General features: G+C 68.5%; 14 protein-coding genes, 1 tRNA gene and 4 pseudogenes. 9 read left to right on the top strand and 10 right to left on the bottom strand.

Features of this window, described 5'->3' with window-relative positions; translation table 11 throughout:
• Positions 1-53 precede the first annotated feature (53 nt).
• From MKK75_RS23760 to MKK75_RS23745, 4 genes are all read right to left on the bottom strand, one after another.
• On the bottom strand, positions 54-2681 hold the full coding sequence (locus MKK75_RS23760) for a TIGR02302 family protein (RefSeq protein ID WP_244044974.1): 2628 nt from the start codon (positions 2679-2681) through the stop codon (positions 54-56).
• 114 nt (positions 2682-2795) lie between these two features.
• Positions 2796-4004 carry a polyhydroxyalkanoate depolymerase gene (locus MKK75_RS23755; protein ID WP_244044973.1) on the bottom strand — a complete coding sequence of 403 codons (1209 nt, stop codon included), beginning with the start codon at positions 4002-4004 and terminating at the stop codon, positions 2796-2798.
• 272 nt (positions 4005-4276) lie between these two features.
• The gene (locus MKK75_RS23750) at positions 4277-4516 is read right to left on the bottom strand and encodes a hypothetical protein (protein WP_244044972.1); all 240 of its coding nucleotides are present in this window, start codon (positions 4514-4516) and stop codon (positions 4277-4279) included.
• A 153-nt stretch (positions 4517-4669) separates the two neighbouring features.
• Positions 4670-4879, bottom strand: coding sequence for a hypothetical protein (locus tag MKK75_RS23745; protein WP_244044971.1), 210 nt, complete (start codon positions 4877-4879; stop codon positions 4670-4672).
• Positions 4880-5171: 292 nt separating this feature from the next.
• Between MKK75_RS23745 and MKK75_RS23740 the strand changes: the two genes are divergently transcribed.
• The 5 genes from MKK75_RS23740 (at position 5172) to MKK75_RS23720 (ending at position 9781) form a co-directional block, all read left to right on the top strand.
• A complete protein-coding gene (locus MKK75_RS23740) occupies positions 5172-5825 on the top strand; it encodes a Maf-like protein (RefSeq protein ID WP_244044970.1) in 654 nt (217 codons plus the stop codon).
• Positions 5822-6004, top strand: a complete 183-nt coding sequence (locus tag MKK75_RS23735; RefSeq protein WP_244044969.1) for a DNA gyrase inhibitor YacG — start codon at positions 5822-5824, stop codon at positions 6002-6004. Before MKK75_RS23740 ends, MKK75_RS23735 begins: the two co-directional genes overlap by 4 nt.
• Before the next feature lie 105 nt (positions 6005-6109).
• A tRNA-Phe gene (locus MKK75_RS23730) sits at positions 6110-6185 on the top strand.
• Positions 6186-6579: 394 nt separating this feature from the next.
• Positions 6580-9366, top strand: coding sequence for a GAF domain-containing protein (locus tag MKK75_RS23725; RefSeq protein WP_244044968.1), 2787 nt, complete (start codon positions 6580-6582; stop codon positions 9364-9366).
• Positions 9367-9406: 40 nt separating this feature from the next.
• Positions 9407-9781 (top strand): response regulator, encoded by a 375-nt coding sequence (locus MKK75_RS23720; RefSeq protein WP_279594079.1) that lies wholly within the window; start codon positions 9407-9409, stop codon positions 9779-9781.
• Positions 9782-10074: 293 nt separating this feature from the next.
• Here MKK75_RS23720 and MKK75_RS23715 read toward each other — a convergent pair.
• From MKK75_RS23715 to zigA, 6 genes and pseudogenes are all read right to left on the bottom strand, one after another.
• A pseudogene (locus MKK75_RS23715) lies at positions 10075-10281 on the bottom strand (HoxN/HupN/NixA family nickel/cobalt transporter); the annotation flags it as partial.
• Positions 10282-10590: 309 nt separating this feature from the next.
• Positions 10591-11523, bottom strand: a pseudogene (locus MKK75_RS23710) (hypothetical protein); the annotation flags it as partial.
• Positions 11524-11909: 386 nt separating this feature from the next.
• On the bottom strand, positions 11910-12242 hold the full coding sequence (locus tag MKK75_RS23705) for a hypothetical protein (protein ID WP_244044966.1): 333 nt from the start codon (positions 12240-12242) through the stop codon (positions 11910-11912).
• A gap of 262 nt (positions 12243-12504) precedes the next feature.
• Complete coding sequence (locus tag MKK75_RS23700) at positions 12505-13179, bottom strand: ZIP family metal transporter (RefSeq protein WP_244044965.1); 675 nt, start codon at positions 13177-13179, stop codon at positions 12505-12507.
• A 41-nt stretch (positions 13180-13220) separates the two neighbouring features.
• Positions 13221-13879, bottom strand: a pseudogene (locus tag MKK75_RS23695) (DUF1826 domain-containing protein).
• Positions 13880-13904: 25 nt separating this feature from the next.
• A pseudogene (gene zigA, locus MKK75_RS23690) lies at positions 13905-15125 on the bottom strand (zinc metallochaperone GTPase ZigA).
• An 85-nt stretch (positions 15126-15210) separates the two neighbouring features.
• Between zigA and MKK75_RS23685 the strand changes: the two are divergent.
• The 4 genes from MKK75_RS23685 (at position 15211) to MKK75_RS23670 (ending at position 22245) form a co-directional block, all read left to right on the top strand.
• Positions 15211-15714 (top strand): Fur family transcriptional regulator, encoded by a 504-nt coding sequence (locus tag MKK75_RS23685; protein WP_244044963.1) that lies wholly within the window; start codon positions 15211-15213, stop codon positions 15712-15714.
• 179 nt (positions 15715-15893) lie between these two features.
• Positions 15894-18101, top strand: a complete 2208-nt coding sequence (locus tag MKK75_RS23680) for a TonB-dependent receptor (protein ID WP_244044962.1) — start codon at positions 15894-15896, stop codon at positions 18099-18101.
• A gap of 524 nt (positions 18102-18625) precedes the next feature.
• Entirely contained in the window at positions 18626-19552 is a 927-nt protein-coding gene (locus MKK75_RS23675; RefSeq protein ID WP_244044961.1) for a Plug domain-containing protein, read from the top strand.
• Positions 19462-22245: a PAS domain-containing sensor histidine kinase gene (locus MKK75_RS23670; RefSeq protein ID WP_244044960.1), complete on the top strand. Its 2784-nt coding sequence runs from the start codon at positions 19462-19464 to the stop codon at positions 22243-22245. Before MKK75_RS23675 ends, MKK75_RS23670 begins: the two co-directional genes overlap by 91 nt.
• The last annotated feature ends 11 nt before the right edge of the window (positions 22246-22256 follow it).

Raw genomic sequence — 22256 nt, 5'->3', positions numbered from 1 at the left:
GGGCCTGACGGGAACCGCAGGCCGGTTCCGCATCGCGGGTTGAGGGGAGGGGCTCAATTGCGGCGGAGCAGGCGCTCGAAATAGTCGAGTTCCTCGCGGGGCCGCGTCGGGTCGCCGAGCTTGCGGCGCAACTCCTCCATGATGCGCCGCGCGCGCTGGACGGCGGATTCGTCGGCCGTCGGCACGCGGACCCGCCCGTCGCTCATGTCGCGGCCGCGGGTGGGCCGGCCGAGCGGGTCGTCGTCGCGGGCGCCGGCCTGCCCCTGCTGCCCCGGCTGCTGTCCGCCCTCCTGCTGGCCTTCGCCCTGGCCCTCGGCCATCTCCTGCATCTGCTGCGCCATGCCCTCGGCGCCCTTCTTGAGCCCATCGAGGGCACGGCCCTGCGCGTCCACCGCCTCACCGGAATCGCCCTGCTTCAAGGCGTTCTCGGCCTCGCGCATGGCGTTCTCGGCATCCGACAGCCCTTGCTCGCCGCGCATGCCGTTCTCTTTCATGCGCTGCTCCAGATCCTCGAGCCGTTGCCGGAGCGCCTGTTGGCGTTCGCCGACGTCACCCTGCTGTTGCTGGCCCTGCTGTCCTTGGCCCTGCTGTCCTTGGCCTTGCTGCCCCTGGCCCTGCTGACCCTGCTGCTTCTGCCCCTGCTGGCCGCGCTGGCCCTGCTGCTGCTGGCCCCGGTTGGGCTGGCGCTGGCCGCCGCGCTGCTCCTGCTCGTCCTTGAAGGTCTGGTCACGCAGACCCTGCTGCTCGCGCGCCATCGCGTCGAGATCGCGCATCTGCTTCTGCATCTCGCGGGAGGCCTGATCGGAGCGGCTGCCGCGCTCGGCGGTCTGGAGGTTCTCCAGGATGTTGCGGAGCTGATCCATCAGGCGCTGCGCCTCGGCGGTGTCGCCGCGCTTCATCGCCTCGGCCATGTCCTGGATCATCTTGTCGAGATCCTCAGGCGTGACGTTCTTCGACTGCTGATTGTTCTGCTGGCGCTCTCCGGACTTGTTCGGCTCGCGGCCCTGCTTCTGCGCCATCTCGGACAGGAACTTGTCGAGCGCCTGCTTCAGATCCTGGGTGAGGCGCTTGATCTCGTCGTCGGGCGCATTGCGCTCGATCGCCTCCTTCAACCGGTCCTGCGCCTGACGCAGCTGCTTCTCGGCGTCCGAAAGATCACCGTCCTCGATCTTCAGCGCCATCTCCCAGAGGAGGTCGGCGACCGCGACGAGATCGGCATCGGCCCGTGCACCGCGCAGGCGCTCGGTGGCCGTGCGCAGCCCGAGGAAGATCGCCGGCTGCGGCGTGAACATGTCGGGGGCGACGAGCAACGCGTCGAGCGCGGATTGCACCCAGGGGCGATCCGTATCGGGCGCGGTTACGAGGCGGCGACGCTCCTCGGCCAGCGCACGCGCCAGCGGATTGCGGAATGGCCGCGCCGGCAGCGTGATCTCGGTCTCCGGCGTACGACCCTCCTGACCGGCCTCGTCCTTGACGACGATCTGGTAGCGCACGCGGGCGCCCGACCAGGCGTTGTCGGTCAGGTCGACCAGCGTCTTGGTCTCGGACTCGCCGGAGGCGTCGCTGGGGAGCGCGAGGCTGATGCGCGGGATCGGGACGAGCGCCCGGCCGGGCTTCACCGGCGCGATCAGGGCCTCGGCCGAGCTGATCCCGTAATCGTCCTTGGCACGATAGGTCAGGTTGAAAGTCCCGCGCCCGTTCACCTCGGGGCCGCCCACCGCGGTCACCTCCGGCGGCCGATCGGGGATTGCGTCCACGGTCAGGCGCTGCCGGCCGGCCGGGGTCACGATCGTCAGTTCCGCATTGCCGGCGATCCGGTAGCGCTCCTCGCGCAGGTCCGGGCGCGGCTCCTGGCCCGGCACCGGAACAAGGCCGGCATTGGCGGTCAACGTTGTGTTGGCCGCAGCCTTGCCCTGGCCGGCGATGCGCACGATCAACTGCGCGTTGATTGGCGCCCGCAGGTGCTGGTCACTGCCATCCATGGCGATCAGCAGCGGCGGCAGACGCGTGTAGAGTGGCGGGTCGATCCAGCCATCGACGCGGAAGTTCGGGCCGGGCACCGTCGGCTCCTGCCAATCGAAGGCTGTGCCGATCCGCTCGCGCCATTCGGGCCCTGCCGCGAACAGGCTGGCGGCTGCCGCGACGATCAGCCCGGCACGGAGTGCATAGGGATCACGCCGGACCATGCCGGGCCGCGGAAGCGCGACCCGGATACGGGCCACAGCCTGCGCCGCCCGGCGCTGATGCAGGTCCCAGAGGGCCCGGCTGCCCGCATCGGCGGAGCCCACCGCCAAGGTGTCCTGCGCGGCCGAGGCCGGTCCGTGGCACAGGGCCGGATCGCGCGTGGCCGCGTCCCGGTCCAGCCTGGTCAGGGCCGTACGACGCTCGATCCGCCTGAGCTGAGCGAGGGGTAGGAGGGCGACGATGAGCAGGATCGCCAGGATCCCAAGGCCGAGCTGGCGCCAGAGCGGGGATAGGTCCAGCCAGAGACCCGACCAGGACAGGATCAGGAAGAGGAGCGCGACCGCGAACCCGCGCCACACGACCGGCCAGACCTGCTCCCAAAGAGCCGCCAAGCGCGCCCGGGCGACGAGCTGGTCGAGCCGCGTGGATGCGGATGAGCGCTCCGGCGGCGCGCCGCGTCTGCCGCTCTCGTCTTCGAAGCCGTTCTTGCCGATCACGCCGATCGTTCCGCCTCGCACCCCTGGCGACGGGTGTGCACCCGGCGCCGATCAATCAAGGCTACCATGGTGGGCCGCGGCGGTCGGCGGGTCAAATCGGCGCTGTGTGATGGCCTAGTTGTGGGCCTGGATGAAGTTGCGCACCTGCGGATAGATCTGCGTCTCCCAGCGCCGCCCCGCGAACACGCCGTAATGGCCGACGCCCGGCTGGAGGTGGTGGGTCCGCATATACGGGGCGAGGCCGGTACAGAGATCGTGGGCCGCCATGGTCTGGCCGACGGCGCAGATGTCGTCCCGCTCGCCCTCGACGGTCATCAGCGCGGTCCGGCGGATCGACCGCAGGTCGATCGGCTCGCCGCGATAGCTCACCGCGTTGCGGGCCAGGGCATGATCCTGGAACACGGTCTTGACGGTCTCGAGATAGAACTCGGCCGCGAGGTCGAGGACGGCGAAATACTCGTCGTAGAAGGTCTCGATCGCCTCGGCCTTGGCGTCCTCGCCGTTGGCCATGTGCCAGAACAGGTCGGCATGGCCCTGGACGTGTCGCTTGGCGTTCATCGACATGAAGGCCGAGACCTGCATGAAGCCCGGGTAGACCCTGCGGCCGGCGCCCTTGTGGCGGGTCGAGACCGTCGCGATCAGGTTCTGCTCGAACCACGAGATCGGCTTCGAATTCGCGAGTTCGTTGACGCCGGTGGGATTGATCCGGCAATCGACGGGGCCGGCCATCAGGGTCATGCTGCGCGGGGCGGCCGCGTCCTTGGCCTGCGCCATCGCGGCCGCGGCCACCAGCGCCTGTACCGCAGGTTGGCAGACGGCCACCATATGGGCGCCTTCGCCGATCGTCTGCAGGAAGTGGACGAGGTGACCAACGTAATCGTCGAACCCGAACTGCCCGTCCGCCAACGGCACGTCGCGGGCATTGTGCCAGTCGGTGATATAGACGTCGTGGTCCGGCAGCATCGTCCGGACCGTCGCCCGCAACAGCGTGGCGAAATGGCCGGACATCGGCGCGACCATCAGCACCTTGGGCTGCTCGGTGTGGATGTCCTTCTTGAAGTGCAGGAGCGTCGCGAACGGCGTGACGACGACAGGCTCCTCGGCGACCGGAACGCTCCGGTTGCCCACCTCGACGGTGCCGATGCCGAAGGGCGGGCGCGCGAAGGTCAGGCCTGTGCGCATCATCATCCGGGCGCCCGCGGACATCCACGTGATCGGCTCGCCGAGCCCGACCCAGGGTGACCACACGTCGTTGAGCACGTGCCCCCAGGCCCGCGTCTGGGCGGCGAGGTCGGTCTGCAAGTCGAACGCATCGTACAGCATCGGGCGGGCACTCGCGGAGCCCTGCCCGGCACGCGGGCTAGCGGGGCGACATCGGAGACGGAAGCCGAATTAGGATTGCATCAGCTTGGCCGGGCAGGATGGTCGCGACCCCCAAGGGCCGCAACCATCCAAAAGGCCGACGCCGCGAAGAAGACTACCGACGTGACTTTGGTGCATCATCCTGGTCTCTGACGACGCATGCCGCCGGTGAACGCGCCCCGGTGAGGGAGCCGGTCGACGGCGGGGTGTGACGTCCACTCCGGTCGGCGCCCTCAGGACGCCCGGCGGATCGCCACGTCGGTCTCGGTGCGGCGGTGCTCGCAGGCGATCTTGAGATACCGGTCGCCGCCCCCGGGCAAGCCGGCCTGCGCCGCCATGGTCTGGGCGTGCATCAGGCACTCGATCGGCGTGTGCGCCGGGGCGATGATGACGTCGAGGGCGGTATCGCGGGAGCAGTCCTGGGCCAGGAGCGTCCCGGCACAGACCAGGGCAACGGAGAGCAGTTCGGACATGACGGACCTCAGCTTCGAGCGATCGAAAGGTCCGCGGGGTGCTCTGGCGTGCGAGCCGCCGCGTTGTCGTTGCCTGGGTGCTTCCTCAAAGATGTTGATTGGGCGAGGCACGTCTCATGCCAGTTGTGTAGACGTCAGCCTCCACCGTCCGTTTCAGTCGCGCGCTGGCAGCCAGCGCGTTTCCGGTTCATTGGCCGGCAGCAGTGCCGCCACGGCATCGAGGTCGACCACATAGTGATCCGTGAGCATCCGCCACATCTTGTCAGGCGAGTCGGCCTTGGATCTGAAGCCTTCGAGCGCACGGGCCACCAACGCCCTGTTCAGCAGCTTCGGACGCCGCAGCAGTGGATCGGCATTCAGCATCGGCGACAACTCCTTCCCGATGCCGCCGATCGTCTGCGATCGTGGTTAACGCTCGGTTACCTGCAGATCCGAGATCTTGCATTCATCTGTGCGACGCAAGGTTGCGCTGTTCACACCGGCCCTGCTTGATGCAGCGCCGGACACCGGACGCCTTCGGCGGCGCGAGGTCTGCGATCCGGTTCACAAGCCAACACCATTCCCTTATCAGGCAGGCGGATCGGGGCCGGGTTGGCGGGACAGGGTGCCGCAACGGGCCGGGGCCGGGCTCCGCCGATCGTGCGAACGGAACATCATGGACGCCATACCAGACGCGATCGGCACGGCGCAGCGACCGACGGCTCGGCTCGTGCTCGCCTCGGCCTCGCCGCGCCGCCTCGCATTGCTGCAGCAGATGGGTGTCGAGCCTGACGCCCTCCTGCCGGCCGAGATTGACGAGACGCCGCGCAAGGCCGAACCGCCGCGCGACCTCGCCCGCCGCTTGGCGCGCACCAAGCTCGCGACCGCGGAGGCGGCCCTCCACATCGGTGACAAGTCGGCACCGACCTGGCTCCTGTCGGCCGATACGGTCGTGGCCGTGGGACGGCGCGTGTTGCCGAAGGCCGAAGTCCCGGACGAGGCGGCGGATTGTCTGCGCCTCCTGTCGGGTCGCCAGCACCGCGTCTACACGGCGGTCTGCCTGCTCTCGCCGCGCGGCCGGCGCGAACGGATCGTCGAGACACGGGTGCGGTTCAAGCGTCTCTCGGGTCGGGACATCCAGGGTTACGTTGCCTCGGGGGAGTGGCGGGGGAAGGCCGGCGGCTACGCGATCCAGGGGCTGGCCGGCGCCTTCGTGGTCAAGCTCGTTGGATCGTACAGTTCCGTGGTCGGCTTGCCGCTCTACGAGACCATGAGCCTGCTCGACGGCGAGGGATTTCCCGTCCGGGTCGGCTGGGGCGGCCTCGCATGAAGCCGGAGCGCCGACTGGCCTGTCCCGTCTGCCGACGACCGTCTACGCCGGAATACCGGCCCTTCTGCTCGCAGCGCTGCGCCGACGTCGATCTCGGCCGCTGGCTGAACGAGCGCTACGCGATCCCCGAGGCGATCGACTCCGACGACCCGCCGCCCGAACCAGACCCGGAGCGCTGAATTTTCACGGCGTTTCCGTCACGTCGGTGTCACGGCAAGGCTGGACAGGCCGCGACGCACTGACTATACCCCGCGGCGTCCGAGGCCGACAGGGCCGCGGGCGACGCCCAGGTAGCTCAGTTGGTAGAGCATGCGACTGAAAATCGCAGTGTCGGTGGTTCGATTCCGCCCCTGGGCACCATCAGCCGTCTAAGGCGCTGATCCGTTTAAGGAAGCAGCAAATTCAGGGACTTAAGATCGCCCGCGAGGTACAGACGGGCGGTACACATGCCTCTGGCCATGCCTCGTCCTTGGTGCGACCCCACACAGAAATCTGGTATCTCCGCAGGCGCGGACCTGAGGATCTCCGCCGACTAGTTGGGTGAGAGATTACCAAGCGGAGCTTGGGTACCGAGGATCCAAAAGAGGCGAAGCATCGTCAGGCTAGTCTCTCGTCAGGAAACGGTCGTGCCGCCTCCGGCTCGACCCGGCCACCCGTAGGGGGCGGAGATGTGCGCGGAAGCGGTCACTGGCCGCCAGTCTCGCTTTCTGCAACAAGCCATCGCGGGCGCGACCGAGCCCTGCCAGCGCCTGCTATGCATTTCGTTTCAGCCGATCCCACCGTCAACGATCCCGACCGTCTCGCCGCACTCGAGGCGCTCGCCGTCCTCGACACGACTGCCGAGCAGGGCTTCGATGACGTGGTGCGCCTCGCGACCCGGCTGTGCGCCGTGCCGGTGGCGCTCGTCAGCCTGGTGAGCGCCGAGCGGCAGTGGTTCAAGGCCCGCATCGGTTTTCCCGTCTTTGAGACCGACCTCAACCGCTCGGTCTGCAAATACGCGCTCTCCGCCCCCGATCTCCTCAGCATCCCGGATCTCACCGCCGATCCGCGCACGGCCGCCAACCCGCTGGTGACCGGCAACCCGCACATCCGATTCTACGCCGGCGCACCACTCCGATTGACCAGCGGCCTCGTGGTCGGCTCGTTGTGCGTCATCGATACCGTGCCCCGTCCCGAGGGACTCACGCCCGAACAGGCCGATGACCTTCGCGCCCTCGCCCGGCAGGTCGTGGCGCAGCTGGAACTGCGTGGCGCACTGCGCAAGAGCGAGGCCGCAGCAGCGACCGAGCGGCAGCTCACCGCCGATCTGCATCGGAGCGAGGTGCGCTACCGCTCGCTGTTCGAGACGATGGATGCCGGTTTCTGCATCATCGAGGTGCGCTTCGAAGGCGTCCCCGGCGGATCTCGGGCGGTCGATTATCGCTTCCTGGAGATCAATCCGGCCTTCGCGGCGCAGACGGGTCTCAGCGAGGCCGCGGGCCGATGGATGCGGGACCTTGCGCCCGAGGCCGAGCAGCAATGGTTCGACCTCTACGGCCACGTCGCCCTCACCGGCGAGGCCGTCCGCTTCGAGACCGGAGCCGGCTCGCTCGATCGCTGGTACGACGTACAAGCTTTCCGGGTCGGCGAGCCGGGGGAGCGGCGCGTCGCCATCCTGTTCAACGACATCTCGGCCCGGCGCGCGTCGGAGGTGGCGCTCCGGGCCAGCGACACGCGCTCGCGGCTCTCCCAGGAGGCCGGACAGGTCGGCACCTTCGAGCTCGACGTCGCCACCGGCGAGATCACGGTGTCGGCGGAATACTGCCGCCTGCACGGGCTGCCGACGGCACCCACCTACCGACTCGCCGACGTCACCGCCCCGATCCTGCTGGCGGACCGGGGCAAGCTCTCGACTGACGCCACGCGCGCGGACGGCAGCGCCGCCGAGCCCATCGAGTACCGCATCCGGCGCGCCGACGACGGGGCGCTGCGCTGGATGACCCGGCAGTGGCAGCCGACGCGCGACGCCGCCGGGGCTATCGTCCGCTGGTTCGGCACGGTCCGCGACGTCACGGAGCGTCACCTCGCCGAGGAGACCCTCCGGATCAGCGAGGAGCGGCTGACCCTTGCCTTCGAGGCGTCCGGCTCGCTGGGCTGGTGGGACTGGGACATCCCGAACGACCGGCTGTACGCGGGCGAGCATTTCGCCCGGATGTACGGTGTCGATCCGACACTGGCAGCCGCGGGCGCTCCGCTCGCCGCCTTCGTGGACGGCATCCATCCCGACGACCGCGGTTGGGTGGGTGAGCGCATCCAGCAGGCGCTCGAAACGGCCGGCGACTTCGCCGAGGAGTACCGCCTGCTCGCCGCGGACGGCATCGTCTACTGGGTCTACGCCCGGGGGCGCTGCTATCACGACGCCGCGGGCCGACCCTTGCGCTATCCCGGCGTGGCCACCGACATCACGGACGTCAAGAATGCGGGCCTGCGCCAGGACGCGCTGCTCAAGCTCGGCGACCGCCTGCGCGACCTCGACACCGTGGCCGCCCTCGTCCAGGCCGCGGCCGAGACCGTGGCGGACGTCCTCGGGGCCTCGCGGGCTGGCTACGGCCTTGTGAACCTCGTCGATGAGACTCTCGACATCCCCACGGACTGGCGCGCGCCGACGGTCGCCTCCGTCGCTGGAATGCACGTCTTCCGCGACTACGGCACGCAGCTCGACGAGCTGAAGCGGGGGGAGATCGTGGTCGTCGAGGACATCGAGCACGATCCGGCCAGCCGGGCCGCGGCGGACAGGTACCTCGCTATCGGCATCCGCACGATGATCAACGTGCCGGTCATGGAACGGGGCCGGCTCGTCGGCGTCGGCTTCGTCCACTACGCTCACGCGCGGCACTTCAGGCCGGAGGAGCTGGTTTTCGTCCGGACGGTCACCGACCGGGTCCAGGTTGCGGTGGCCCGGGTGCAAGCGGAGCAGCAGCAAGTGCTCCTCAAGGGCGAGCTGTCGCACCGGCTCAAGAACACGCTGGCGATGGTTCAGGGTATCGCCGGCCAGACGCTCCGAACGGTCCCGGATCAGGCGCCGGTCAAGGCGTTCACCGAGCGCCTGATCGCCCTGGCGCAAGCCCACGACGTCCTCATGCAGGACAGTTGGGTTGCCGCACCGATCCGGTCTGTCGTCGAGAAGGTTCTGACCCTGCAGACATCCCTCGACCGCTTCCGGATCGCGGGACCGGGCCTTGCCCTGGCTCCGCAGGCGACGCTGTCCCTATCCCTGCTCCTGCACGAATTGACCACCAACGCTGTCAAGTACGGCGCGCTCTCCGTGGAAGGCGGCGTGGTGAGCGTAGGGTGGCGGATCGAGGAGGCGGCCGAGCGAACGGTCGTGCTGATGTGGCAGGAGCGCGGTGGCCCGCCGGTCGTGGCTCCGGCGCGGCGCGGCTTCGGGGCACGGCTGATCCAGACTGGGCTCGTGGGAACACGCGACACGCATCTGGATTATGCGGTCACGGGCCTGGATGCGGAGTTCCGCGCGCCTATCTCTCAGGTTATAGCATCGTGATCGGGGCAGACGCAGGTCCTCGAAGGGGGACTGAGTGACATTGTCGACCGAGCGATGGCCGGTCGTTCTCTTGATTGAGAACGAGCCGATCTTGATGATGGTTTTGTCCGACTTCATCGAGGAGGCGGGCTGCGACGTCATCGAGGCTCCGACGACTGCAAAGGCCATCCAGATCCTCGAAGACCGCGTCGACATTCGACTCGTGCTGGCCGATCTCGACGTGCGTGGATCGGTGACGGGGCTGCAGCTGGCGGCGCTGATCCGCGACCGCTGGCCACCGATCGAGTTGATCCTTACGGGTGCGGTCAAGCCCAATTTGTCGAGCATACCGGCACGGAGCGTGTTTCACGACAAGCCCTTCGAACAGCGCAAGCTCGTCGCGAGCATTCGCTCGTTCGTCTCAGCCAGCCAGTAAGCGGACATTCGCAGCAACTGTTCAGGGCCGACATCGGACGGCCGTTCAGCGGAATCCGAATGTCTGCTGTCGGGCGGTGGGGCGATGTCTGCTCAGCGCCCATTGCCGCCGCTCGTCCGAACCCGACAGCATTCCATAAGTCGACGTTCGCGTTGCATCTCTGGGATGGCGTGGTGGCCGATTGACCGTCAATCACGGTGGCACCGTTCAAAGCGTGATGAACTCGACCTGATCCGCTGGGAGAAAGCGCCACCAAGCATCCGGCGAGCGGAACACGTCGTGGGCCAACCGTAGGAGTGGCCGAGCGCGAACCAGAAGCCGACCGAGAGACCGGTCGCTGACCCGCCGGCATCAGCTTGCGTGTGACGTTGTCGATGGCGGCGATGTGGTCGGGGTCGACAGCAGGGCTGGCCGTCCCGCGAACAGGCCATAAGCCCACAACCAGGAGGCGGCTTGGCCGGGATCAAGGCGAGGTCGAGAAGACCAAGACGGCGTCGCAGGCCGCGGGCCGCCGCGCCTTCGGCTGGGGGGGATCGCGTTCATATCGACCCGGATCGGGCCCGGCGTGGCGGCACGGCACCGCCCGATTGCTCGCCCGCTATCAGGATACGGCGCGTCAGCGGGTCGGCATTTGGTGCGGCGCATCTCGGAGCAGGCCGGTCGGCCGCCTCGGGCACGGTGTCAGGATCCGAGAGCCTGTCGGCCGACCTCGGCCGACGAGACCCTTCGGCCGATTGTTCCGGACCCGCCAGCCGAACTCGGCTGGTCAGGACGGACGAAGGCGTCCCGGCCGAACGATCTCGTTGGTCGGAGCAGAGCGGAAGCGGCTTCGGAGGGGGCGCGGGGTGCGCCCGCTTGTAATCGGCCAGGATCGGCTCAAGTTTGGCCCTGGACCAGAACTTCGGCTTCCCGATCTGTTTCAAGCATGCGGCGTTCCAGTATGCGCCACCGCTCGATGGCGGGCGGCCCGCCGTGACGGCGTCGGCCACAGCCGCGATGTCGGCGGATTCCGGATAGATGTAGAGCGTCGTCGGATCATCCTTGGTTTGTGCGATCAACCATTCGGCATCGGATGCCGACCAACTCGTGCAGCCGTTGCTCCGCCCGCCGACATAGTCCACCCGATGTCCGAACGGGACATAGCCCGCGCGGTTCGCGTGGGGGCTGTTCGGATCCCGTCGCAGGCACACGCCTTTCAACGTGACGGCCGCGTGCCCCCAGATCGCGCGCCGTCTGGCATTCTCCGTTTCGCCCTCGCCGTCGAACTGGATGAACGAGCGGACCAGCTCCGCATCCTCGGTGGCGGAGCGACGGTAGTAGCCCTTGAACGACGGGCGCGCCTCGGCCGTCAGGTATGCCCCCCCGGCCGTCAGGTCGGAATCCAGCGCGTTGCCGAAGTTCCGCGCGCACTGCCTCCCGTTCGCGAAATCGGCGACGCCGTCCAGCTTCCGGCCGCTGCCGTGTCCCGCCGCGATCGCGCGGAACGACCGGTCGGTCTCGCAGATGACGTAGAAGCGATGCCCGGCCGTGTCCGCCTCGCCGCCGTTGGGGCGTGTCGCATCCATGACGAAGTAGCAGGCGTTCCGGACGGCGCCCTCCCGCACCTTGCGCCGATAGAGCGCCCGCGCCCGTTGAAGGACCGGCCGTGCGATTTGGTCGTCGCCCTCACCGATATGGGCCGCGAGCCAAGTGGGTATGTCCGCCGGTTGGCCAGCCAGTCGGTCCTCACCAGCACCGAACACGGTGAGGCCGACCGAAGCGAGAAGGATGAGAAGCGGCGTCTTCAGCCAGGCGCGCCCGCACCATATTACTGGAGAACCCCTGCGTGCCCGAAGGGGTGGGCCCTGGCCGTTTCGGCCAAATGTCGAAGGAGGTCCGCCTCCCGCGGGGTTCCGGACCAGCCCATACGGTCGGTCAGGCTCGCCGCGAAGGCCTCGAGGTCGCGAATGATCAAGGGCACCGACCAAGCCGCGCTCGTGACGATGTTCGGCGGGCATTCGCGGGCGAGGTTCGCGTAGAGGGTTTCGGCGGAGAGAGACCGGCTCTCCAGGTCCTCGACCCAGGCGCGCGGCAGGCACCCCGTCAGGGTCGGTCCGACGAGCCGGGTGCCGTCGTCGCCCGGTACAACTCAGACGACGGCGCGCCGGGCCGTGTCGAGGCCTCGTGAGAGGAGCTTCAGCACATCGGGCCGAGCGACGTCGGTCTCCTGCGTCAACACGAGGTCGTACTCCCCAGCGCCAATCCGGGCATCCGTCGAAGCCGACCGATCCCGCAGGATACGATAGAGTTCACTGGACGGCAGTCCCAATTCGGTGACCGTGCCATGACCGGGAACGCGGCGGCCGATCACCGTGGCCATCCGGTCGAAGTAGGCCCGGCCCCCAGGGGAGAGCTCGTAGACGCTCGGATCCAAGGGCGATGCGTTCCGAGGCGATGCGACGTGGGGAATGGCTTCGGGCATCACCGGTCCGATTGGTAGCGGCGGTATGCAGGCCCTTAACGTCACCCGTTACGCAATACAATATCGTTACAAGAACCGACTGCGTCCGATTCTGGCCCCTGGAAGGCGTGTCACAGGTCTCGATCCGTGCCGAGAGGGTCCGCCGTTGCCTGGCGCCAGCTAGACCGACGCAGCCCGTCGCACGCGGAAAAACTTCGTCTGTGATCCTGATCGGGGGCGCGAGGCCGGGCGGGAGGCGGCACGTGTTTCGATCAATCCGGCTTCAGCCGGCCAGCCACACGACCGCGTAGACGAAGGCCAGCCCTAATCCCATCGCCGCCGCGGTACGAACGACTGGATTGCGGGCATAGGCACGGGGCAACAGGTCGTACGGGCCGATGTACAGGAAGACGCCCGCGAACGCCGCCAGGAGGCCCGCCAGGACCGCATCGGGCACCGAGGCAAGGCTCGCGAGGCCGATACCCACGAGCGGCGCGCCGACGTCCGCCACGAGCCACAGGCGCGCCGAGCGCTCGTCTCCGCCGCCGCGCAGAGTCACCGCGACCGTGTTGGCCCCGTCCATTACGTCGTGGGCCAGGACGGCCGCCGCGACGACCGCACCCACGGACGCCGACACCTGAAAACCGAACCCGATGCCGAGGCCGTCCATCAGGCTGCCCGCCGCGAGGTGCCCGCGATGGCCGCCGCGCGCCCCGGTCAGCATCGACCTTGCGCGGTCGAGGGCGCCATAGGTCGCGAAGCCCGCGGCGAGGCAGCGGGCGATGCCGACCGTCCCGAGGACCGCCGCGCCGGTCTCGCCCGCCTCCGGCAGGAGGTCGAACAGCGCCACCCCGACAACCGCGCCGCTGCTGAAGCCGAGCAGCAGGGTGTAGTCGGTGCGGTAGCGCAGCGCCGGGAAGCCGCCGCACAGTGTCGCCACCGCGGTCGCCAGGCCCACGGCCAAGATCAACGGTTGTCCGACGTATCCGACGCCCAGCCTCAGCACGCCGCCGGATCGACGGCCAGGAACAGCCGGACGGGGTCCCCGGGCCGCCGCGGCGGCGAGCGGTGCACGAGCGGATGTCCGCGCGTCACGCCGCGCAGTCCCCTGAACACCGCGACGGTGCCGGTAGCCATCTCGTGAATGCGGTCCTCCGGTACGGCTCCGCCGTTGCCGTATGCCTCCACGTCCGCGTCCGCCAGCCACTGCGTCCCAGGTAGGTCGTGACGAGACGCATCGCGACGGCGTCGGCGTGGAAAAGCCGGCAGGCATCCCCGGCGATCGCTTCGATGCCGAGCACGACCCGGCGCGTACCCACGAGTTGCGCCAGGGTCCGCGCCAGCCGCGCGGCATCGGCGGCGAGCCAGTCCCGGCACGGGCCGGGCGAAAGCCGTTGGCGGAGTTCGGCCTCCATCGCGTCGAGGGTCGCCTCGCACCGCACCGGTGCGAGACCGGTCGAGACCATCTCGGCCAGATGGGTCACGCCCTCTGCCGGGAGCTTTCGTGGCCAGAGCGCGAGGTTGATCCCGGGACGCCGGATCAGCGCGAGCCCTTCCACGCCGTCGGCCACACGGACATGCGCGGGGAATTCTCGGTCCGGACGGGCGGCGGCGGCAGTCGGCGGTCGCGCGACATCCGACCCCTGGACGGCTTGCATGGCGGTCATCCCCGATTCCCGCGCGTCAGGCGGCGCGCCGCCAAACCGGGAACGGGTCGGGGAGCCCCTTGTAAGGGGCAGGGTCGAACGGCGCCACATCGCGCCCGGTCTCGATCAGGCAGGCATCGAGGGCGGCGGTGATGGCGTCCCGGTCCATGCCGGTGCCGATGAACACCAGTTCCTGGCGACGGTCGCCCCAGACCTCGCTCCAAACGGTCTGCAGGCGCTCCCGGAACTCGGGGACCGCCGGCCAGCGCTTGCGCGGCACGGCCGACCACCAGAAGCCCATCGCCGAGACATGCGCGACGGCGCCGGCCAGGGAAAACTCGCCGACCCAGTCCGGCCGGGTCGCGAGCCAGAAATGGCCCTTGGCCCGGATCAGCCCCGGCCAGGTGGCTTCGATGAAGGCCTTGAATCGCACAGGAGCGAAGGGCCGGCGCGCCCGGTAGACGAACGAGGCGATGCCGTACTCCTCGGTCTCCGGCACGTGCTCGTGGGCGCCTTACAGCTCCTTGAACCAGAGCGGGTGCCGCTGCGCCTTCTCCTCGTCGAACAACCCGGTGTCGAGGATCGCGTCGAGCGGCGCCTGCCCGTGGGACGTCTCGACGATGCGGGCGTCGCCGTTCAGGCCACGCACCACCGCGCGAACCAGGGCGAGGTGTTCGGGCGCCACGTCCCGCGCCTTGTTGATCACCACCACGTCGGCGAACTCGATCTGCTCCACCAGCAGGTCGACCAGGGTCCGGGCATCTTCGGTCCCCGCCGTCTCGCCGCGGTCGCGCAGGAAGTCGTTCGAGCCGTAATCCTTGAGCAGGTTCACGGCGTCCACCACGGTGACCATCGTGTCGAGGCGGGCGACGTCGGACAGGGCGACCCCGTCCTCGTCCCGGAACGAGAAGGTCGAGGCCACCGGCAGCGGCTCGGCGATGCCGGTCCCCTCGATCAGCAGGTAGTCGAACCGGCCCGCCTCCGACAGCCGCCGGACCTCGGCGAGCAGGTCGTCGCGCAGGGTGCAGCAGATGCAGCCGTTGGTCATCTCCACGAGCTTCTCGTCGGTCCGGGACAGGTCGGCCCCACCCTCGCGCACGAGATCAGCGTCGATGTTCACCTCGCTCATGTCATTGACGATCACCGCGACCCGCCGGCCCTCGCGATTGTTCAGGACGTGATTGAGCAGCGTGGTCTTGCCAGCCCCGAGGAAGCCGGACAGCACGGTGACGGGCAGGCGCGGGTCGTGGGTTTGCATGGTGGCAGCCGATGGCGTGGATGTGATGAGAACGCGTCCAAGGTTGATGAAATAACATTACCACGTCAACCGAGGAGCCCTCGCCATGCAGGCTCATTCCGTCCGTCCCGCTTCGCCGATCGCCGAGCCCCAGACCGCAGGCGAGCCGTCGTCCTTCGTCACCGCCGCGGTCGAGAGTTGCCGCCGCCGGAGCCTCAACCTGACGCCGATCCGCCGGCGCGTCCTGGAGATCGTCGCCGCATCCCCGACGCCGCTGGCGGCCTACGCGATCATCCACCGCCTGTCCGGCCCGAAGCTGCTCGGACCGCCGACCGTCTATCGCGCGCTGGACTTCCTGGTCGAGGCGGGCTTCGTCCGCCACTTGGCGCTCCGCAAAGCGTTCGTGCTGTGCGCACGGCCGGACGCGCCGTTTGTGGCCATGCTGACGTGCACCGCCTGCGGCGACACGAGCGAGACGCCCTCGGAGGAGGTCCGGGCTGCGATCGCGCAATTCGCGTCGGCGACGGGTTTTGCCCCGCATGGTCGCGCCATCGAGATCGAGGGCCGATGCGCGAGCTGCAGCGGCGGCGCGATCGAGCACGTTCCGTAGCGGCCATCCAATCCCCACGACAGCGCAATCCCGGCAACGTGTTGTAATACTGTTACATCCGAGCACGATTCGCCGGGCTGGGCTGAAACCGCATTGTCAAGCTGGAGGCGAACTGAGCATTTGAAGTGTGATAACGTTCGGTTCGGGCAACGATGTATCTCCCCCTCAGATCTGCTCTTTTGGCCGGGACCATCCTCGGGGTGACGGCCTACGCCGCCGGACATGATCCGGCCGCGGCCCAGGGTGCGTCGAACGTCAATCTCGGCGAGATCAGCGTGACCGCCCCCCGCGACAGCGCCTCCGTCCCCGGCACGGCCGCGCAGGGGACGCCGACGCCCGTCGCGGCGCCCGAGGCCGGCGGATCCGCCGCGGTCGAGGAGCGCCGCTTCGGTGAGGCGCGCGATCGGATCTTCACCAAGGCCGGCGCCACCGTCACCACGCTCAACCGCAGCGCGATCGAGTCCCAGCCGCAGGGCGACAACCAGCCGTTCAATCAGCTCGTGCTGCAATTGCCGGGCGTGACGCAGGACAACGCCTCCAACGGCGGCTTCCACGTCCGCAACGAGCACGCCAACGTCCAGTACCGCATCAACGGCATCCAGATCCCCGACGGCATCTCGGGCTTCAACCAGTTCCTCGACCCCGCCTTCATCGGCAGCGTCTCGCTCATCACCGGCGCGCTGCCCGCCCAGTACGGCCTGCGGACCGCCGGGATCCTCGACATCCAGGCCCGCACCGGGGCGTTCGAAGGCGGCAGCGTCAGCCTCTACGGCGGCGTGCGCGGCACGATCACGCCGACCTTCGTGTATGGCGGCCACGATGGTGCCACCGACTACTTCTTCTCCGGGCGGTACTTCCGTTCCAACCTCGGCATCGAGAACACGACGTCGAGCTACAACCCCGTCCACGACCACACCGCGCAGGGGCGGGAGTTCTCCTACGTCTCGACGCAGATCGACCCGGACACCCGGCTGACATACATCGGCGGCACGTTCATCGGGCGCTACCAGATCCCCAACACCCCGGGCGTGGCGCCGTCGTTCACCGCCTTCGGCCAGAGCGACTTCGACTCGTCGCGCATCAACCAGCGGCAGAACGAGTTCGTTAACTTCAACGTCGTGGCGGTGCAGCGCTCGGCCGGCGACGTCGACATGCAGCTCTCGTACTTCCAGCGCTACAGCACGGTCCACGCCAAGCCGGACGTGCTCGGCAACCTGCTGTTCAACGGCGTGGCCTCGGACGTGTACCGCTCGTCGCTCGTCAACGGCGTCCAGAGCGACAGCGCCTGGCGGGTCGCCCCCGACCACACCCTGCGCTTCGGCTTCTTCGGCAGCGTCGAGCAGACGCTCAACAACAACAACAACATCGTCCTGCCGCTCGACACGTTCGGCAATCCGATCGACGCGCCGTTCAACCAGAACGACCGGGTGAGCAAGACCGGCGGCCTCGTCAGCGTCTACGCGCAGGACGAGTGGCACGTCGCCGACCGGCTGATCCTGAACTACGGCCTGCGCTTCGACCAGATGTACCAGTTCGTCAACGCCAACCAGGTCAGCCCGCGGGCCAGCGCCACCTGGACCCCGTTCGACGGCACGGTGTTCCACGCCGGCTACGCGCGCCAATTCACGCCGCCGCAGCAGGTGCTGGCCGCCCCCGTGAACCCGGGGCTGACGGTGGGAACCACCAACCAGGCCGAGGTGCTGGCCGCTTCCCCCGTCCAGCCCGAGCGGGCGGACGTCTACGACATCGGCGTGACCCAGCGGATCCTGCCGGGCCTCGAAGTCGGCGTGGACGGCTACTACAAGCTCGCCCACAACCTGCTCGACGACGGCCAGTTCGGGCAGGCCTACGTGCTCACCGAGTTCAACTACGCCCGCGCCTACAACCGGGGCGTCGAGATCAAGGCGACCTACACGGACGGCAACTTCTCGGCCTATGGCAACGTCGCCTTCGCGCAGCAGAAGGCCCGGCTGATCGACACCGGCCAGTACCTGTTCGGCGCGGACGAGCTCAACTACATCGCCACACACTACATCTACACGGACCACGCCCAGAACACGACCGCGTCAGGCGGGTTCTCGTACCTCGTCCGCGGGGTGTCGCCCCTGCTGGACGGCTCCCGCTTCAGCATGGACGGGATCTTCGGCAGCGGGCTGCGGTCCGGCTTCGCCAACACCAGCCACGTGCCGGCCTACTACCAGATCAACCTCGGCGTGACGCGCGACGTGCAGCTGGTCGCGGGCTGGAAGCCGGCGCAGCTCCGGCTGGACGTGGTCAACCTGACCGACAAGATCTACCAACTTCGCGACGGTACCGGGCTCGGCGTGTTCGCCGCCCAGTACGGCCAGCGGCGCGGGGTGTTTGCCGGGATCGCCCAGGCGTTCTGAACCGACAAGAAGGCCCGCAACGGAGCGCCCCTCGTCCGTGGGGCGTATCCGTGCGCAGGCCGGGCCGCGCGCGTCGCTGCGCGCCGCGACCCACACGTGAGGGTGTGCGTCCGCGGCGGAGGTGAGGCCGCAGAGAACGGTGGCGAGCGGCGCGGCTCGGGTTAGTCCGGAGGGGCGAAGAGCTGTTGGCATGATGGCGGTACAGGCTCCTTCTCAGCCCCTGTCCTGTCGCGTGATCCGATCGGCGGGGTCCTATGCGCCGAGCACGGCTCGGGCACGCCCGCGCACGACCAGGCCGACGCACAATGCCATGCGTGCTGCATGGCCATGCACGTCGGTACCATCGCGCCGCCACCCGTCCCCGCTTTCTCTGTCTTGTGGCCGCTTCGACAGGTCTCCCGCGTCGCCTGGCGGCCCGAAGCTGACGTCGACAAGACTGGACCACCGACCCACGCCCAGAGCGCCCGAGGTCCCCCCGTCGCCTGATCGCACCCAACCTGCCGATCAGCCGATAGGGTTTTGTCATGTCCATTCACCATCTCCGCGGCAGCGCATTCGCGCTGGCCGTCGGATTGCTCGTCTCGCCCGCAAGCATCGGAGCGGGTGCGGCTGAGGAGAACGCCGTCACCCTCGAAGAACTCTCGGTGACCGGGCAGGCGAGTGGGCCGCTGGTCCCGCCACCCGCCGCGGTTCAGACGCCGGTCTCGACCAGCATCGTGCCGTCCGATCCGGCGGCCCCGACCATCGTGCACCGGTTCCAGCTGCCGCAGACCAGCGCCAGCGTCACCCGCGAGCAGATCGACCAGACCGTCAACGTCGTCGATACCGAGGACGCCATCACGTACTTCCCCAGCCTGTTCGTGCGGAAGCGCAATGAGGGCGATACCCAGCCGGTCATCGAGACCCGCACCTGGGGCGTGAACTCCAGCGCCCGCACGCTCGTCTACGCCGACGACGTGCTGATCTCGGCGCTCATCGCCAACAACAACACCATCGGCGCGCCGCGCTGGGGCATCGTCGCGCCCGAGGAGATCAAGCGCATCGACTTCCTCTACGGGCCGTTCGCAGCGGCCTTCCCGGGCAAAGCGACCGGCGGCGTCCTGCAGATCACCACCCGGATGCCGGACCATTTCGAGGCGACCCTCATGTTCCGGACATTCATTGAACGACTGTCGAGCGGGGCCTCGCGGCCCCGGCTTGGGGGGACGCGGTCGACGGGACCCTGGCCGGGCACGAACGTGAGCGGTCACGGACGGAACCGGTCGAGCCCGGATGGCTTGGCCCCCGGAATACATCATTTCGAGGCGAGACCTCGGTCAATCGCGAGACGTGAGTTTTGGTTGGGTTCGACATCACGGCGTTGTCGCGGAACGAGCTCGAGGCGGAGGTCATACGCCTGCGGTCGCGGCTGCCGGAGGCGGAGGGCGAGGCGTTCCACTGGACGGCGCTGAGGGAGAACGAGGCGAAGCTCCGCGAGAGCGAAGACCATTTCCGGCACACGGTCGAACTCAACCCCCAGGTCCCGTGGACCTGCGACCCTCTTGGCAACATCACCTCGTACTCGAATCGCTGGCTCGAACTGACGGGCCAGGCCCCGGGCGAACCGGACGGCGCGGGCTGGATGAAGGCCCTGCATCCGGACGACATAAAGCACACGGTCGCGGTGTTCTCGGCCTGCCTCGCCTCGGGGGATCCGGTCGACGTGGACTACCGCATCAACATCGCGGCTGCCGGCGAATACCGCTGGATGCGGGCCAGGGCGCGTCCCCGCCGCGACGAAGCGGGCGCCATCGTGGCTTGGTACGGCGTCGTCGAGGACATCCATGACCGCCGCCTCGCCGAGGAGGCGCTGCAGGCGAGCGAGGCCCGCTACCGGACGCTGTTCGAGACGATCGAAGTCGGGTTCTGCATCATCAGGATGCGCTTCGACGTGGACGGACGGGCGGTCGACTACCTGATTGAGGAAGCCAACCCGGCCTTCGCCCGGCAGACCGGCGCGGATGTCGCCGGTCGATGGGTCAGCTCGTTCGCGCCCGACCTCGAACGGCACTGGTTCGACCGCTACGGCCGCGTTGCACTGACTGGGGAACCCGCCCACTTCGAGAACTACGCCGCCGTGTTCGGGCGCTGGTTCGACGTGCGTGCGCACCGGGTCGGGGACCCGCGCGACCACCGCGTCGCGGTCTTCTTTGGCGACATCACCGCACGAAGGAACGCCGAGTTGCGGGCGGAGGCCAACGCGCGCGAACTCCGACTCATCACCGACGCGCTCCCGGTGCTGATCGCGTTCATCGACGCGGGCCATGTCTACCGCTTCGCCAACGATGCCTACCGGGACTGGTTCTTCGTCCCGCCCGGCGAGGTCGTCGGGCGCGATGTCCGCGAACTCCTGGGCCCGGCCGCCTACGCCGTTCGGCGGCCCTTCATCGATCGGGCACTCGGGGGCGAGCCCGTCACCTTCGAGGTGGACTGGCCGCACCGCGACGGGCGGCACCGCGTCGCCGAGATTCGCTACCTGCCCCGCCAGGATGACGGCGGCGCGGTCGACGGCTTCCACGTCTTCGTGCAGGACGTGACCGTCCGGGCGCAGACGGAGGCCGACCTCGCCCGCCAGGTCGCCGCTCGTACCGCCGAGCGCGACCAAATCTGGCAAGCTTCGTCCGACCTGCTCTGCGTGGCCAACCTCGACGGTTACTTCCTCGGTCTCAACCCGGCCTGGTCGCAAACCCTCGGGTGGACCGACGCCGAGATGAAGGCACGACCGTTCCTCGATTTCGTCCATCCCGACGACGTCGCGACGACGACGGCGGCCGTGGGGGGGCTGGCGCGTGGGGAGGCCCAACTCACGTTCGAGAACCGCTACCGCTGCAAGGACGGCGGTTACGTCTGGCTGTCCTGGAACGCCGTGCCGCGTGGCAGCCTGATCTACTCGTCCGTACGCGACGTCACCGAGATCAAGCTGCAGGGCGAGGCGCTCGCGAAAACGGAGGAGGCCCTGCGGCAGTCGCAGAAGATGGAGGCGGTCGGCCAACTGACCGGTGGCCTCGCGCACGATTTCAACAACCTGCTTGCCGGTATCTCGGGCTCGCTGGAACTGATGCAGACCCGCATGTTGCAGGGCCGCATGGGCGACCTCGATCGCTACATGAGCGTCGCGCAAGGGGCGGCCAAGCGCGCCGCTGCCCTGACGCATCGCCTGCTCGCCTTTTCCCGGCGCCAGACCCTCGACCCCAAGCCCACCAACGTGAACCGCTTGGTCCGGGACATGGAGGAGTTGATCCGGCGTACGGTCGGTCCTGCCGTCCACTTGGAGGTCGTCGGCCTTGCGGGGCTGTGGCCGGCGCTGATCGACCCGGGGCAATTGGAGAACGCGCTGCTCAACCTGTGCATCAACGCCCGGGATGCGATGCCGGACGGGGGCCGCATCACCGTCGAGACCGCCAACAGGTGGATTGACGAGGCCGGCGGCCGCCAGCACGATCTCGCTCCCGGCCAGTACCTGGGCGTCTGCGTGACCGACACCGGCACCGGCATGGCACCGGACCTAATCGGAAAGGTGTTCGAGCCGTTCTTCACCACCAAGCCTACCGGCGAGGGCACGGGCCTCGGACTGTCCATGGTCTACGGTTTCGCCCGACAATCCGGCGGACAGGTGCGGATCTATTCCGAGGTCGGCGTCGGGACGACGGTCTGCCTGTACCTGCCGCGTCACTACGGCGAGGCCGACGAAGATGACATGGCCCGCAGGCTCGCCGAGGTGGAGCAGGCCGGCCAGGGCGAGACAGTGTTGATCGTGGACGACGAGCCCTCCGTGCGCATGCTCCTCAGCGAGGTACTCGAAGACCTTGGCTACACCGCCATCGAGGCCGCCGACAGCGTGTCAGGCCTGAAGGTCCTTCAGTCGGACGTGCGCATCGACCTGCTAGTGACCGATGTCGGGCTGCCGGGGGGCATGAACGGGCGGCAGATGGCCGATGCCGGCCGCGAGCGGCGGCCGGACCTGAAGGTGCTTTTCATCACCGGCTACGCCGAGAACGCTGTGCTCGGGAATGGCTACCTGCGCCCCGGTATGCAGGTCCTGACCAAGCCGTTCGTGCTGGAAACCCTCGCCACCCGCATCAAGGATCTCATCGCCGAGGCTTGAACCTGCCGGCA

Source organism: Methylobacterium sp. J-030, assembly GCF_022829545.1.
Taxonomy (GTDB): Bacteria; Pseudomonadota; Alphaproteobacteria; order Rhizobiales; family Beijerinckiaceae; genus Methylobacterium.
This window is presented reverse-complemented; position numbering and strand designations above follow the sequence as displayed.

What these genes read in the sequence shown, in the direction of transcription:
- MKK75_RS23740 (WP_244044970.1), top strand. Translation starts at nt 5,172, where the DNA reads ATGGACGCCATACCAGACGCGATCGGCACGGCGCAGCGACCGACGGCT.
- MKK75_RS23725 (WP_244044968.1), top strand. Translation starts at nt 6,580, where the DNA reads ATGCATTTCGTTTCAGCCGATCCCACCGTCAACGATCCCGACCGTCTC.
- MKK75_RS23685 (WP_244044963.1), top strand. Translation starts at nt 15,211, where the DNA reads ATGCAGGCTCATTCCGTCCGTCCCGCTTCGCCGATCGCCGAGCCCCAG.
- MKK75_RS23750 (WP_244044972.1), bottom strand. Translation starts at nt 4,516, where the DNA reads ATGTCCGAACTGCTCTCCGTTGCCCTGGTCTGTGCCGGGACGCTCCTG.
- MKK75_RS23705 (WP_244044966.1), bottom strand. Translation starts at nt 12,242, where the DNA reads ATGCCCGAAGCCATTCCCCACGTCGCATCGCCTCGGAACGCATCGCCC.
- MKK75_RS23735 (WP_244044969.1), top strand. Translation starts at nt 5,822, where the DNA reads ATGAAGCCGGAGCGCCGACTGGCCTGTCCCGTCTGCCGACGACCGTCT.
- MKK75_RS23745 (WP_244044971.1), bottom strand. Translation starts at nt 4,879, where the DNA reads ATGCTGAATGCCGATCCACTGCTGCGGCGTCCGAAGCTGCTGAACAGG.
- MKK75_RS23755 (WP_244044973.1), bottom strand. Translation starts at nt 4,004, where the DNA reads ATGCTGTACGATGCGTTCGACTTGCAGACCGACCTCGCCGCCCAGACG.
- MKK75_RS23675 (WP_244044961.1), top strand. Translation starts at nt 18,626, where the DNA reads ATGTCCATTCACCATCTCCGCGGCAGCGCATTCGCGCTGGCCGTCGGA.